General features: G+C 70.5%; 12 protein-coding genes. 5 read left to right on the top strand and 7 right to left on the bottom strand.

Features of this window, described 5'->3' with window-relative positions; genetic code table 11:
- Window positions 1-16 precede the first annotated feature (16 nt).
- From rpe to purH, 3 genes are all read left to right on the top strand, one after another.
- Window positions 17-673 (top strand): ribulose-phosphate 3-epimerase, encoded by a 657-nt coding sequence (rpe, locus tag RF701_RS11580; RefSeq protein ID WP_210357457.1) that lies wholly within the window; start codon window positions 17-19, stop codon window positions 671-673.
- Window positions 670-2406, top strand: coding sequence for a heparinase II/III family protein (locus RF701_RS11575; protein ID WP_210357458.1), 1737 nt, complete (start codon window positions 670-672; stop codon window positions 2404-2406). Before rpe ends, RF701_RS11575 begins: the two co-directional genes overlap by 4 nt.
- Before the next feature lie 160 nt (window positions 2407-2566).
- Window positions 2567-4129: a bifunctional phosphoribosylaminoimidazolecarboxamide formyltransferase/IMP cyclohydrolase gene (purH, locus tag RF701_RS11570; protein ID WP_203309061.1), complete on the top strand. Its 1563-nt coding sequence runs from the start codon at window positions 2567-2569 to the stop codon at window positions 4127-4129.
- A 58-nt stretch (window positions 4130-4187) separates the two neighbouring features.
- Here purH and RF701_RS11565 read toward each other — a convergent pair whose 3' ends face one another.
- The 5 genes from RF701_RS11565 to RF701_RS11545 all read right to left on the bottom strand — a co-directional run bounded on the left by RF701_RS11565 (window position 4188) and on the right by RF701_RS11545 (window position 9637).
- The gene (locus RF701_RS11565; protein WP_308815032.1) at window positions 4188-5447 is read right to left on the bottom strand and encodes an MFS transporter; all 1260 of its coding nucleotides are present in this window, start codon (window positions 5445-5447) and stop codon (window positions 4188-4190) included.
- The gene (locus RF701_RS11560; protein WP_308815031.1) at window positions 5395-6399 is read right to left on the bottom strand and encodes a histone deacetylase family protein; all 1005 of its coding nucleotides are present in this window, start codon (window positions 6397-6399) and stop codon (window positions 5395-5397) included. Before RF701_RS11560 ends, RF701_RS11565 begins: the two co-directional genes overlap by 53 nt.
- Window positions 6396-7595, bottom strand: coding sequence for a Na+/H+ antiporter NhaA (gene nhaA / locus RF701_RS11555; RefSeq protein WP_308815030.1), 1200 nt, complete (start codon window positions 7593-7595; stop codon window positions 6396-6398). The genes RF701_RS11560 and nhaA overlap by 4 nt, the downstream gene beginning before the upstream one ends.
- Window positions 7596-7691: 96 nt before the next feature.
- Window positions 7692-9272 carry a lysine--tRNA ligase gene (locus RF701_RS11550; RefSeq protein ID WP_308815029.1) on the bottom strand — a complete coding sequence of 527 codons (1581 nt, stop codon included), beginning with the start codon at window positions 9270-9272 and terminating at the stop codon, window positions 7692-7694.
- Window positions 9273-9331: 59 nt separating this feature from the next.
- Window positions 9332-9637: a hypothetical protein gene (locus tag RF701_RS11545; RefSeq protein ID WP_203309066.1), complete on the bottom strand. Its 306-nt coding sequence runs from the start codon at window positions 9635-9637 to the stop codon at window positions 9332-9334.
- Window positions 9638-9746: 109 nt separating this feature from the next.
- On the opposite strand from RF701_RS11545, the gene RF701_RS11540 reads away from it, so the two are divergent.
- Window positions 9747-12446, top strand: coding sequence for an ATP-dependent DNA helicase (locus RF701_RS11540; RefSeq protein WP_308815660.1), 2700 nt, complete (start codon window positions 9747-9749; stop codon window positions 12444-12446).
- A 39-nt stretch (window positions 12447-12485) separates the two neighbouring features.
- On the top strand, window positions 12486-13025 hold the full coding sequence (locus RF701_RS11535; protein ID WP_210357464.1) for a histidine phosphatase family protein: 540 nt from the start codon (window positions 12486-12488) through the stop codon (window positions 13023-13025).
- 51 nt (window positions 13026-13076) lie between these two features.
- Here RF701_RS11535 and RF701_RS11530 read toward each other — a convergent pair whose 3' ends face one another.
- Complete coding sequence (locus RF701_RS11530; protein WP_210357465.1) at window positions 13077-13595, bottom strand: DUF177 domain-containing protein; 519 nt, start codon at window positions 13593-13595, stop codon at window positions 13077-13079.
- Window positions 13592-14104: a ubiquinol-cytochrome C chaperone family protein gene (locus RF701_RS11525; RefSeq protein WP_374758651.1), complete on the bottom strand. Its 513-nt coding sequence runs from the start codon at window positions 14102-14104 to the stop codon at window positions 13592-13594. Before RF701_RS11525 ends, RF701_RS11530 begins: the two co-directional genes overlap by 4 nt.
- Window positions 14105-14118 lie beyond the last annotated feature (14 nt).

The following is a 14118-nucleotide window of genomic DNA, read 5'->3' as shown; positions in this document are numbered from 1 at the left end:
CGACTAGAGAGCCACCATGCAGCCCGTCCGTATCGCCCCGTCGATCCTGTCCGCCGATTTCGCCAAGCTGGGCGAGGAAGTCCGCGCGATCGACGCGGCGGGGGCCGACTGGATCCATATCGACGTCATGGACGGACATTTCGTCCCCAACATCACCATCGGGCCCGCGGTGGTGAAGGCGTTGCGCCCGCACACTGCCAAGCCGTTCGACGTCCACCTGATGATCTCGCCCGTCGACGTCTATCTGGACGCCTTCGCCGAGGCGGGCGCGGACACGCTGACGGTGCATCCGGAGGCTGGCCCGCACATCCACCGTACCGTCCAGCATATCAAGTCGCTGGGCAAGCGCGCCGGCGTCGTGCTCAACCCCGCGACGCCCGCCAAGATGCTCGACTATCTGATCGACATGGTCGACCTGGTGCTGGTGATGAGCGTCAATCCCGGCTTCGGCGGCCAGAGCTTCATCGACAGCCAGCTCAAGAAGATCGCCGCGATCCGCAAGATGATCGACATGAGCGGCCGTGCGATCGACCTGGAGGTCGACGGCGGCGTCGACGCGACCCACGCCAGGCGCTGTATCGAGGCGGGCGCGGATGCGCTGGTCGCGGGCACCGCGGTGTTCCGCGGCGGACCCGATGCTTATGCGGCCAATATCGCGGCCCTGCGGGGATGAGCGACGCGCTGCCGCCGAACCTGGCGCCCGACTCGATCCAGGAAGGCCGACGGCTAATGCGCGTCGGCGGCGACAAGGGCCTGAGCCTTGCCGAACGGCTGAGCGAGCATTTCCACCGGCTGACGTGGCGCACGCCGATCCATGCGATGCGGCTGAGGGGGCGTTACCCGCTCAAGCTGATCGCCGTGCCCGACGATCCCGTGATGGGCGACGCGAAGCGCGGCCAGGCGCTGCTGCGCGGCGAGATCGCCTTCCGCGGCGAGGCGCATCCGATCGACGCGCTCGATTTCCGCCGGCGTGACTGGGGCAAGCCGTTCGCGGAATATGTGCATAGCTTCGCCTGGTTGCGTGACCTGTCCACCGTCGCGACGCGGGCGCAGGGATCTCCCGTCGCCGAGCACCTCATGGGGCGCTGGCTCGCCGACTATGCGGACAAGGTCGACGCGCTGGCCTGGCGCCCCGACCTGTGGGGGCGGCGCATCCTTTACTGGACCGCGCACGCGCCGCTGATCCTGTCGTCGACCGATCTCGTCTATCGCTCCAGCGTTCTCAACACACTGGCCCGCGGCGCGCGCCATCTCGACCGCGGTGCGGACAAGGCCGCGCCGGGGGCGCCGCGCATCGCCGCCTGGTGCGGCGTCGTCGCGGCGGGGCTGCTGATCCCTGGTGGCGACCCGCGCAAGGATTTCGGCGAAGCGGGATTGGCGCGCGCGCTGCAGACCGGCCTGACGGAGGATGGCGGATCGGTATCGCGCAGCCCCGCGATGCTGCTTGATACGATCCAGCTGATCGCCACCCTGCGCGAAGTCTATGCCGCGCGCCGGGAACCCTTGTTCGCGCCGGCCGAGGCAGCGCTGACCCGCATGGTGCCCGCGCTGCTCGGCGTGATGCACGGCGACCGGGCGCTGTCGAGCTGGCAGGGCGGCGGCCCCGCCACCGCGGAGCAGATCGCGGCGGTGATCGACGCGAGCGGCGTGCGCACCCGCCCCCTCCGCCAGGCGCGCGACTGGGGCTATCAGCGGCTGGCGGCGGGTACGGCGGTGCTGATCGTCGATGCCGCGCCGCCGCCGGTGGCCAAGGTGGTGGCGGGGGGCTGCGCCTCTACGCTCGCCTTCGAATTCTCCGACGGGCCGGCTCGCATCGTGGTCAACTGCGGCGGCGCGCGCGCGTCGGTGGCGCAGCTGCCGGCATCCCTCGCCGAGGCGCTGCGGACCACGGCGGCGCATGCGACGCTTACCCTGTCCGACAGCAACTCGACCGCGATCCTGAGCGACGGCACGCTGGGCCGCGGCGTCGCCGAGGTCGAGCTGAGCCGCCAGGAATCCGACACCGCGAGCCGGATCGAGGCGAGCCACGACGGCTATGTCCGCCGCTGGGGCTTCGTCCATCGCCGCCAGCTCATGCTGACGGGTGACGGGCGCGAACTGCGCGGCGAGGACGCGCTGCTGCCGCAGGGACGTAAGCGCAAGAGCGGCAATACCGGCTTTGCGATCCGCTTTCATCTGGGCGCCGGGGTGGAGGCGTCAGCGACCGCAGACGGCCTGGCGGCGATCCTGCGCCTGCCCGGCGGCGCGCTGTGGCAGTTCCGCTGCCGCGGCGGCGCGCTCGGCATCGAGGACTCGCTGTGGATCGACGGCGACGGGCGGCCGGTGACGACGCAGCAGCTGGTGGTGACGGGCGAAGCGCCCGCTGGCGGCGCCAACGTCAGCTGGGCGCTGAAGCGCGCGATCTGAACGGCGATCGCTGTGGTTCCCGTCCGGCCCGACCGACGGTGATGCCGGCTGGCCCCACGGAGAGCCGATCGGAGATCGTCGGGCGCAACTCGCATCTGTTCCCGCGTCCCATCCCCCGCTAGGGGAGCGCGCACGTTTCCTCCCCCCGAGAAGGCCTCTCATGTCGACGATCCGCATCCGCCGCGCCCTGCTGTCCGTATCCGACAAGACGGGCGTCGTCGATCTGGCACGCGGTCTCGCGGCCAAGGGTGTCGAGCTGGTTTCGACCGGCGGTACCGCGAAAACGCTCCGCGAGGCGGGTCTGGACGTGCGCGACGTCAGCGACCTCACCGGCTTTCCGGAGATGATGGACGGCCGCGTCAAGACGCTGCACCCGATGGTCCATGGCGGCCTGCTCGCGGTGCGCGACGATCCCGACCATGCCGCGGCGATGGCGGCGCACGGCATCGGCGCGATCGATCTGGTCGTGGTCAACCTCTATCCGTTCGAGGCGACGGTCGCCCGCGGCGCCGACCGCGATACGGTGATCGAGAACATCGACATCGGCGGCCCGAGCATGGTGCGCTCGGCGGCGAAGAACCATGCCTATGTCGCGATCGTCACCGATCCGGCGGACTATGCCGCCCTGGAGGCGGGGGAGACGACGCTGGACCAGCGGCGCGTCTTTGCGGCGAAGGCTTTCGCCGCGACGGCGGCCTATGACGGTGCCATCGCGCGCTGGTTCGGCACGGTCGACCAGGGCGAGGCGTTCCCGCCGGTCCTGCCCGTGACGCTGAAGCGCGCGGCGTCGCTGCGCTATGGCGAGAACCCGCACCAGTCGGCGGCCTTCTACACCGCCAACGACGGCGTGGCCGGCATCGGCCAGGCCCGGCAGGTGCAGGGCAAGGACCTTTCCTACAACAATCTCAACGACGCCGACGCTGCGCTGGAACTCGTCGCCGAGTTCCGCGAGGCGGCGCCCACCTGCGTGATCGTAAAGCACGCCAATCCCTGCGGCGTGGCGACCGCGGCAAGTCTCGAGCAGGCCTATGCCGAGGCCTTTGCCTGCGACACGGTGTCGGCGTTCGGCGGCATCATCGCGGTCAATCGCCCGCTCGATGCCGCGACGGCCAGGGCGATCACCGGCATTTTCACCGAAGTCGTCGTGGCACCGGACGCGGACGAGGAGGCGCTGGCCCTGTTCGCGGCCAAGAAGAACCTCCGCCTGCTGCTGACCGGCGACCTGCCCGACGCGAGGCGCGCGGGACTGTTCGCCAAGTCGATCGCGGGCGGCTGGCTGGTACAGGACCGGGATGCTGGCGTACCGGGCGAGTTGAAGGTCGTCACCCGGCGGCAGCCGACCGCGCGGGAACTGGCCGATTGCCGCTTTGCCTGGACGGTGGCCAAGCACGTCAAGTCGAATGCGATCGTCTATGCGAAGGATGGCGCGACCGCGGGGATCGGTGCCGGCCAGATGAACCGGCTCGAGTCGGCGCGCATCGCCGCATGGAAGGCGAAGGATGCGGCCGACAAGGCGGGCTGGTCCGAACCGCGCACGATCGGATCGGCGGTGGCGTCGGATGCCTTCTTCCCCTTCGCCGATGGGTTGATGGCGGCGGTCGAGGCGGGCGCGACCGCGGTGATCCAGCCCGGCGGCTCGATCCGCGACGACGAGGTGATCGCCGCCGCCGATGCGGCGGGCCTGGCGATGGTCTTCACCGGCATGCGGCACTTCCGCCACTAGAATTTGATCCACGTGCGCGGCGGCGGTACCGGCCCTCACCCCGCCGCCTGGGGAGGCGTCAGGCCTCGACGGGGGAAACCCCAGTCTCCTCGGGATCGGGCAATGGCGGGACGCGCGCGAGCCACGCGCCGCCTGCCAGCGCCAGCAGCGCGAGGATGCCGCAGAACAGCGTGACGCCAGGCCAGCCGCGATGCGTCCAGGCAAGGCCGCCCGCCGACCCCAGCACGCTCGAGCCGAGATAATAGAAGAAGAGGTAGAGGGCTGCCGCCTGGCCGCGCTGGCTGCGCGCGCGGCGGCCGACCCAGGCGCTGGCGATCGAATGCGCGCCGAAGAAGCCGATCGTCACGAGCGCGATGCCCGCGACGACGAGCGGTAGCGGGCGCGCCGCCCCGATCGCGAGACCGGCGAGCAGCAGCACGACCGGGATCCAGAACATCCGCCGCCGGCCGATGCGTCCCGCCTGGGTGCCGAACCAGGCCGAGCTCAGCGATCCCAATATGTAGAGAAGGAACACGGCGCCGACCGCCGCCTGGCTGAGCGCATAGGGCGGCGCGACGAGACGGAACCCGGCATAATTGTAGACGGTGACGAACACGCCCATCAGCACGAACGCCTCGGCATAGAGCACGGGCAGCGCCGCGTCGCGGACGAGCGCGAGCAGCCCGCCGCCGACCCGCCCACCCGGTACGAACCCGCGCGACGCGGGTGCGAGGCGACGGAACGTCTCCGCCATAAGAAGACCGGCGATACCCACCGCCGCCAGGGCCCAGCGCCAGCCGGCCACGTCGGAAACGAGGCTGGCGACCAGCCGCCCGCCCATGCCGCCGATGCCGCTGCCCGCAATGTACAGCCCCATCGCCGCGCCGACGGAGTCGGCATGTACTTCCTCGGAGACATAGGCCATCGCCACCGCCGGCATGCCGGCGAGCGCAAGACCGGTGAGTAGCCGCAGCGCGAGCAGGCCGTGCCAGCCCGGCACGAGCCCCGCGGCGAGCGTCAATGCACCCGCCGCGAACATCGCCCCGATCATGATCGGCCGGCGACCGACCCGGTCGCTGATGATGCCGGCGAACAGGATGCCGATCGCCAGCGGCCCGGTCGCCAGCGATACGGCGAGCGACGCGCCCTCCGCGCTCAGCCGATAGTCGCGCGCGAACAGAGGAAGCAGCGGCTGCACCGCATAGAGCAGCGAAAAGGTCGAGAATCCCGCGAAGAGCATCGCCAGTGTCAGGTGACGATAGGCGGCGCTGCCCTGGCGATGAAGGTCAGAAGCCGGAGAGAAAGGCCGCGACATTGGTGCCGAGCGCGTCGACGGCATATCCGCCCTCCATGATGATCGCCGTCGGCCAGCCGAACGCGGCGATGTCCGATGCGATCCCCCGATAGTCCCCGGTCGCGATGCGGAAGGCCGAGATCGGGTCGCCCTCCCACGTGTCCGCGCCGAAGCTGACGATCAGCAAGCCCGGGTCGAAGTCCGCGATGGCCTTGAGCGCCCGATCCTGCGCGGCGCGAAACGCCGCTCCGTCGGTCCCGCGCGGCAATGGCAGATTGCGCGTCGTGCCGAAGCCGTCGCCTTCCCCGTGCTCGTCGGCATGCCCCCAGTAGAAGGGAAAATCGGTCGCGGGATCGGCGTGCAGCGACGCGTAGAAGACGTCGCCCCGGCGCCAGAAGATGTCCTGCGTGCCGTTGCCGTGGTGATAGTCGATGTCGAGGATCGCCACGCGCGCAACCCCCGCATCGCGCGCCGACTGTGCCGCGATCGCGGCGTGGTTGAGGTAGCAATAGCCGCCGCAATAATCCGGACCGGCATGATGACCCGGCGGGCGGCAGAGCGCGAAGGCGGCCCGCTCCCCCGCCAGCACCGCGCGCGTCGCCGCCAGCGCGGCCTGTGCGCTGCCGTAGGTGGCGGCCCAGGTGTCGGGCGTCACCGGCGTGACGCTGTCCATCGCATGCGCGCCGAGCAGCGCATCGACGCGGGTCAGCGACAATGGTCGACGACCGACGACCGGAAAGGCGTAGGGGATCGCCTCGCCGGCACGCCCCGCCTCGCGCCAGAGCCGGGGAACGTCGCGGAGCATCGCGCAATAGGCGGGCGAATGCACGGCGTGGATCGGATCGATGCCCGCATCGCCGGGCTGCTGCGTCGGGCCGAGGGCGGCGAGGATGTTGGCGATCCGCCCGGGAACCTCGGCATGCGGTGCGAGCGCGCCGTTGTGGAATTCGTGTGTCGGCGCGTGCAGCGCCTGGTCGGGGTGGTGGAAGATTTTCATGCGTCCCGTCTCCGCGCCGTGGCGAGCAGCGCCATGCCGGCGAGCGCGGAAGCGATCGACCCGGCAAGCACGCCGACCTTGACCCGGTCGAGCAGCGCCGGGTCGGTAAAGGCCAGGCCCCCGATGAACAGGCTCATCGTGAACCCGATGCCTGCAACCAGCGCCATGCCATAAAGCTGGCGCCACGACACACCGTGCGGGCGGCGCGCGATGCGGAGCCGGTCCGCAAGCCAGATCGCGGCGAAGATCCCCGCCTGTTTGCCGACGAACAGGCCCAGCGCGATGCCGAGCACGAGCGGCTCGACAAGGGTCGCCAGACTGGTGTTCGCGAGCGGCACGCCGGCATTGGCGAGGCCGAACAGCGGCACGACGACGAACGCGACCCAGGGCGACAGCGCGTGCTCGAGCCGGTGCAGCGGCGACCTGGGATGATCGGCCGCGTCGGACGTCGCGCGGAAGGGGATCAGCGCGGCGGTCACGACGCCCGCGATGGTCGCGTGGATGCCCGACATGAAGATCGCGAGCCACAGCGCCGCGAAGCCGAGCAGATAGGGCCACAAGGTCAGGACGCCACGCCGGTTCAGGACGTACAGCCCGGCGACCGTGGCGACCGCGACGCCAAGCGCCATCGCAGCGACGTGATCGGTATAGGCGACCGCGATGATCGCGACCGCGCCCATGTCATCGACGATCGCGATCGTCGCGAGGAGCAGCTTGAGCTGCGGCGGCACGCGCGGCCCGAGCAAGGCGAGCACGCCGATCGCGAAGGCTATGTCGGTCGCGGCGGGAATCGCCCAGCCGGGCTGCAGGGCCCGGTCGGACCCGGTCACCGCCAGAAACACGAGCGCGGGCACGATCATGCCCGCCGCGGCGGCCAGGAACGGCAGGCGCCGATCGGCGGCGCTGGCGAGCTGGCCGTCGACCAGTTCGCGCTTGATCTCCAGGCCGACGAGCAGGAAGAAGACGGCCATCAGCCCGTCGTTGATCCAGAGATGCACCGTCATCGCCCCGTGCTCGGGCGACAGCAGCGGGCCGGTCCTGAGGTCGAGCAGAGCGGCATAGCCGGGGGCGGTCGCGGGCACGTTGGCCAGGATCAAGGCTATGGCCGCCGCCGCGATCAGGACGATGCCCGCCGCCGCCTCGCTGGACAGAAACGTGCGCAGCGCCGATCGCGCCCGGTGGGGCAGAATGCTCATCTTCCCCCGGGTACCGGCTTCGCGGGCGGAGGCAAGTCCAACCCGCGCCGGGCCCGTATCCGCGCAAGCGCCCGAACCGCGCGCGACGGCCGCGGGTCAGGCCGCTTTGGCCAGCGCCTCCGCAATCAGCTTGCGGCTGTTCGCGACGCCATAGAGCGCGATGAAGCTGCCCATGCGCGGACCCTGGCTGGAGCCTAGCAGCGTTTCGTACAGCGCCTTGAACCAGTCGCGCAGCTCGGCGAAGCCCGCCGTCTTGCCGATCTCGTAGACGATGTTCTGAATATCCTCCGCCCCCGCGCCCTCGGGCAGCGCGGCAAGGTCGGCGTCGAGCCGGCGCAGCGCCTCGATCTCCACCCCCTCGGGCGCGCGCCGGTGCAGCGTCGGCGCGACGAAGTCGCGGGCATAGGCCAGCGCATGGCCGATCAGCCGGTCGAGCGCGGGATAACGCTCCGGCGTCGCGTCGCCGACGTAATTGGCCAGATAGCCCCAAACCTGCTCGCGCGTCGCATCGCCGCCCATCACGCCGACGAGGTTGAGCAACAAGCCGAAGGTGACGGGCAGCGCTTCCGCCGGAATCTCGCCGGCGTGGATATGGTGCACCGGATTGCCGAGCTTCTGCGCGAGCGGCTGGTTGGGGTAGTTGCCGCGGAACTGCCAATAGTCGTCGACCGCGCGCGGGATGACGCCGAAATGCAGCTGCTTCGCCTTCTTCGGCTCCCGATAGGCGAAGAAGGCGAGGCTCTCCTCCGGACCATAGGTCAGCCACTGGTCGATCGACAGGCCGTTGCCCTTCGACTTGGAGATCTTCTCGCCCTTTTCGTCGAGGAACATCTCGTAGTTGAAGCCTTCGGGCGGGCGGCCGCCGAGCACGCGCGCGATCTTGGACGACTGGACGACCGAATCGATCAGGTCCTTGCCCGCCATCTCGTAATCGACGTCGAGCGCGACCCAGCGCATCGCCCAATCGACCTTCCACTGCAGCTTCGACAACCCGCCCAGCGCCGACTGGACGACGCGCTCGCCGCTCTCGTCGACGAAGGCGATCGTGCCGGCTTCGGCGTCGACGACCTCGACCGGCACCTGCAGCACGACGCCAGTGACGGGACTGATCGGCAGGATCGGCGAATAGGTGGCGCGCCGTTCGCTGCGCAGCGTCGGCAGCATCACGTCCATGATGCCCTGATAGTGACGCAGCACGCCCTTCAGCGCGTCGTCGAAGCGCCCGGACGTATAATAGTCGGTCGACGAGGCGAATTCGTAATCGAAGCCGTAACGGTCGAGAAACGCACGCAACATCGCGTTGTTGTGCGCGGCGAAGCTGTCGAACTTGCCGAACGGATCGGGGATGCGCGTCAGCGGCTTGCCGAGATGCTCGGCGAGCATCGCGCCGTTAGGCACGTTATCGGGCACCTTGCGCAGCCCGTCCATGTCGTCGCTGAACGCGATCAGACGCGTCGGCTGGTCGCTCAATTCCTTGAAGGCATTGCGCACCATCGTCGTGCGCAGGACTTCGTTAAACGTGCCGATGTGCGGCAGACCCGAAGGGCCATAGCCGGTTTCGAACAGGATCGGCGCGCCACCGGGCTTGCCGTCCGGCCACCGCTTGAGAAGCTTGCGCGCCTCTTCATAGGGCCAGGCCTTGGATTCGAGCGCGATGGTGCGAAGGTCGTCGGTCATGATGCGCCGGGGGACTAAGCCCCCGACGCGGTCACGGCAACGCCGGAGTTTTCAGCCGCTCAGCGGCAGCGGCGATGCGCGGTGATCGAGCGGTCGATCGCGCGGCCGGCCAGGGCGCCGCCGACGCCGCCTGCGATCGTGCCGAGTGCGCCATGGCCGAGCACGGAATTGCCGACCAGCGCGCCGCCGACGCCGCCCGCGACCAGGCCCGTGGTGCCGCCCGAATAGCTGCAGCGGCGGACGTGATGATAGCCGCGCTCGTAATGGCGATGGTGATGGCGCGCCTGCGCGGCGCTGGTCGGCAGCACGAGGCTGGCCGGCAGGGTGAGCGAAACCGCGCTGAGCGCGAGCAACATCTTACGCATGAAAAGGTCCTCCTCCGACCGATGGTGCGTGCCGAACGAGCGACGGGCCGACGGGTTTCCACGCAGGCTGGTTGCCAATGTGTTCCAGCTGGTTAAGGCATTTCAGCGCGTGCTTCCCTATCCCGCCCTCCACGCCAGCCACGGCGGCATCTGGCTCGCGACCGCGGAGGGGACGCGCGCGCTGTCGCGCGGCGAGGCGATCGGCATCGCCGCGGACACGCCGGTGATCCTGCTGAACGCGCCTCTCGTCGGGCAAAGGCTGGGCTATGCGGAGCTGTCGGGGCTCGACCTGCTCGAGCTGTTCGCCTTCCTGCATCCGGCGCGCTTCGCCGTGCCTACCCCGAAGGGACTGGCGCGCGCGGTCGACCTGTCGCCGCCCGACGGCGACGAGGATGTCGCCGCCTTCCTGCGCGAGGCGGCGGCGGCGCTGCTCGCGGTCCCCGCGGGCGAATGGCCGGAACGCGAAGGCGCCTGGAGCGCGGTACAGGCGCTGACGAGGCTGCGCTGGCCATGGGCGCCCGCGCTCGCCCCGTTGATCGCCAAGCCCAAGGAGCATGAGCGCTGGCTGTTCGGCGCGCTGCCCGAATGGGAAGAGGGCGCCCCCCGCCCCGCCCCGCGCACCGTCTCCATTCCCGCCGTCGAGGCCGAGGCGCGGCTGGTCGACCTGACGGGCCATGGCGCGGAGGAACGCCCGGGTCAGCGCGCCTTCGCCGCCGCCGCCAGCGCGGCCTTCGCGCCGCGCGCCATGCGCGATGCGCCCAACCTCGTACTCGCCGAGGCCGGGACCGGGATCGGCAAGACCCTGGGCTATCTTGCGCCCGCCTCGCTCTGGGCGGAACGCGCGGGCGGCGCGGTGTGGCTGTCCACCTATACCAAAGCGCTGCAGCGCCAGTTGGCGCAGGAGACGGTACGGCTGTTTCCCGACGCCGCGACGCGCAAGGCGAAGGTGGTGACGCGCAAGGGGCGCGAAAATTACCTGTGTCTGCTCAACCTCGAAGACGCGTTGCAGGGCGGTTTCGCGGGTCGGGCCGCCGTGCTGGCGCAGCTCGTCGCGCGCTGGGCCGCCTATAGCGCGGACGGCGACATGGTCGGCGGCGATCTGCCCGGCTGGCTGCCGACGCTGTTCCGGCGCAACGGCCCCGCCGCGCTGACCGACCGACGCGGGGAATGCGTCTATGCGGGCTGTCCGCATTATCGCAAATGCTTCATCGAGCATGCGGCGCGCGCCTCCGCCGATGCCGACCTGGTCATCGCCAATCACGCGCTGGTGATGGTCAATGCCGCGCGCGGGCGAGAGACCGCGACACGGCCGACCCGCTACGTCTTCGACGAGGGCCACCACCTGTTCGACGCCGCCGACTCGATGTTCGCGGCCGCGCTGACCGGGCAGGAGACGATCGAACTCAGGCGCTGGATTCTTGGTCCGGAAAGCGGCGGACGCGGCCGGCGGCGCGGCCTGCAGGCGCGGCTGTCCGACGTTGCGAGCTATGACGAGCAAGGTGGCCTGGCGATCCAGGATGCGGTCAATGCGGCGCGGCATCTCGCCAGCGACGGCTGGCTCGGGCGGATCGCGGAAGGTGCGCCGTTCGGACCGATCGAGCGCCTGCTCGCCGCGGTACGCGGACTGACCTATGCCCGCGCCGAGCAGCCGGGCGACGCCGGATACGGGCTGGAGACCGAGATCGCGGAGCCGACCCCCGAACTGATCGAGGCGGCCGCTCCCGCCGCCGCCGCGCTCGACGCGCTGGTTCGTCCGCTCGTCACGCTCGGCAAGCGGCTGGAGGCGGTGTTGGCGGAGGCGCCCGACTGGATGGACGCGCCGGCACGCGCGCGGATCGAGGGCGCGATTGCGTCGATCGGATGGCGCGCCGAGACGGTGGCGGGCTGGCTGGCGCTGCTCGCGCGCGTCGGCGGTCCCGTCGACCCGGATTACGTCGACTGGCTCGCGGTCGACCGGATCGAGGGTCGCGAATACGACATGGGGCTGCATCGCCATTGGCTCGACCCGACGCGGCCCTTCGCAAAAGTGGTGCTGGAGCCGGCGCACGGCGCGCTCGTCACCTCCGCGACGCTGACCGGCGGCGGCGACTGGGCGACGGCCGAAGCCAGGGTCGGCGCGCCGCATCTCGCCCGCGCGCCGGCACGATTCGAGGCGGCAAGTCCCTTCGACTATCCCAATCAGGCGGAGGTGCTGATCGTCACCGACGTCAAGCGCGGCGACCTGCCGGCACTCGCCAACGCCTATGCGCGGCTGATCGTCGCGGCGGGTGGCGGCACACTGGGCCTGTTCACCGCGATCCGCCGTCTGCGCGGGGTGCATGCACGCATCGCCGACCGACTGGCGCGCGAGGGGCTGCCGCTCCACGCGCAGCATGTCGATCCGATCGACACGGGAACGTTGGTCGACATCTTTCGCGACGATCCCGCCGCCTCGCTGCTCGGCACCGATGCGCTGCGCGATGGCGTCGACGTGCCGGGCCGGTCGCTGCGCCTCGTCGTCATGGAGGGCGTTCCCTGGCCCAAGCCGAGCGTGCTGCATGCCGCGCGACGGCTGGCTGGCGGCGGCAGCGCCTATGACGACCGGATCGTGCGGGCGCGCCTCGCCCAGGCGTTCGGTCGGCTGATCCGGCGCGCCGACGACCGCGGCGCCTTCGTCATGCTGTCCGCCGCCTGCCCGTCGCGGCTGCTGACCGCCTTTGCGCCGGGCGTCGCCATCAGCCGGGTGACGTTGGACGAGGCGGTCGCGCGGGTCGCATCCCGGCTTTCCTTGCCTTCGATCATGGGGCATGAGGCCGCGCATGACGGCTGAGCCCGGGGGGATCAGCCCCTGGCCGACGGGAGACGCGCGATGAAGACGCTGACGCTGCTGCGCCACGCCAAGTCGGGCTGGGACGATCCCGTGGCGCGTGATTTCGACCGACCGCTGAATGCCAAGGGCAGGCGCGCGGCGGAGGTGATGGGCCGCCACATGCGCGACGCGGGCTTCGCCTTCGATCATATCGTCGCCTCCCCCGCCATCCGGGTGGGCGAGACGCTGGATGCGATCGAGGCGGGCTATGGCCGCAAGCTTGCGCCCGAGTGGGATCGGCGCGTCTATCTCGCCTCGGCGGCGACGTTGCTCGACGTCGTGCACGGATTCGACGACGGGGCGGCGCGCGTGCTGCTAGTGGGCCACAATCCGGGGCTGGAGGATCTGGTGCTGATGCTGGTGCCGGAGGGCGCCGGCGCGCTGCGCGGCGCGGTCGAGGCCAAATATCCGACCGCGACCCTTGCCGAAATGACCTTCCCGGTCGACCATTGGGCGGACGTCGCCGACGGCGGCGCGACGCTGACACGGTTCGTCCGCCCACGCGACCTCGATCCGACGCTGGGGCCGGACGAACGATAGCCCCTCATCCCGCCGCCGCGGCGTTCGCCGGGCTGGCAAGGGGTGGCACGGCTACTTCTTCTCCAGCTGCGCTTTCAGTCCCGCGAGCGCACCGAACGGGCCGGCCTCTTCCTCGCTGATCACGCCGGCTGCGCGCAGCGCCGCCTCCGCACCCGGGCTGCGCGGAAAGGGATCGAGCGTCAGTGCCATCGTCTCCGCCGCCGCTTCGCCCAGATCCACCGCGCCACCGTCATATTCGACCGTGTCGAGGTCGCCGGCATCGAGCTCCACCTCTTCGCCCTCGCCCAGCGCGGTGACGAACAGCAGGGCGACGGGCTCGTCGACGTTCGCCGGGATCGGATCGCCCGTCACCGAACAGGCCTGGATAACGCGCGCCGTGACGCGGCCGCGTGCGGCGATGCCGGCCGCCTCGCGCCGGATCGCGAAGCGTGCTTCCAGCCCCTCGATGGCGATGAGGCCGAAACGCTCGGCCAATGCCGCGCGCTCGGTCTCGTTGGCCGCGATCGCGACGTCGCGATCGCGGTCGCCGATCGTGTCGATCCGCTCGGGGCGACTGAATTCGGGGGTCACGGCAGGTCTCCGGCGGCGAGGTGGTCGATGGGCGTGGCGGCAAGGCGGGCCCTGAAATCGCTCAGCGCCTGCGCCACATGGGCGAGCGCATCATCACCCGGCGCCGCGCCGCGATACAGGTTGCGGACCAGCGCCGGGCCGAGGTCGCCCGAGGCGAAACCGTCCCGATAGGCGCCGAGGCGGCCGCCGAGCAGGCTCATCATCTTGCCCATCTGCTTGCCGACGACGAGGTCGCCGATACCGATCTGGCGCAATTGCGCGTCCATGTCGTCGACGAAGCGCTCGGTCAGCTGCACCGACAGCGGCGTCGCGACCTCTGGTGCCTGCGCTTCTTCCTCCAGCCGGAGCAGGACCACCGCCAGGACGGTGGCGATCATGTCGAACCGGCCGTCAAGCGTATCGGGCACGCCCCCCGCCAGATACCAATGGTCGGCGCGCCCGCGCGCCACGATCGCATTGTAGAGCGGCAGCGCCTCGTCCCGCGAGCGGCCGAACAATCTTGTCCACAATTTCACGCCGTCAC

Origin of the sequence: Sphingomonas sp. GV3 (assembly GCF_031082075.1) — a bacterium.
GTDB lineage: Bacteria > Pseudomonadota > Alphaproteobacteria > Sphingomonadales > Sphingomonadaceae > Sphingomonas > Sphingomonas beigongshangi.
The sequence above is the reverse complement of the archived record's forward strand: the minus strand, read 5'-3'. Positions and strand labels throughout refer to the sequence as shown.